1 protein-coding gene is annotated in these 255 nt (G+C 60.8%); it reads left to right on the forward strand.

Translation table 11 applies throughout. The features are described 5' to 3' along the window. Positions 1–255 (forward strand): transposase (locus ACZYOF_RS44690; RefSeq protein WP_463719712.1); only part of this gene is annotated, 255 nt, incomplete at both ends.

Raw genomic sequence — 255 nt, forward strand, 5'->3', positions numbered from 1 at the left:
GCTGTTGTCGAAGAACGGTCAAGTGGTGGCGGGCTACAACGTCCAGATCGCCGTCGATGACAAACATAAGCTGATCGTGGCAAGCGAGGTCGTCAATGACGGCAACGACACCGGCCAGCTTCACGAGATGGCCAAGGCCGCGAAGGACGCACTCGGCGTCGAGACCTTAACGGCGCTGGCCGACACCGGCTATTACAACGGCAACGCGCTCAAGGCCTGCGAGGAGGATGGGATCGTGGCTTACGTTCCGCAAGC

The sequence above is a fragment of the Bradyrhizobium sp. LeoA1Lang genome (genome assembly GCF_055413685.1).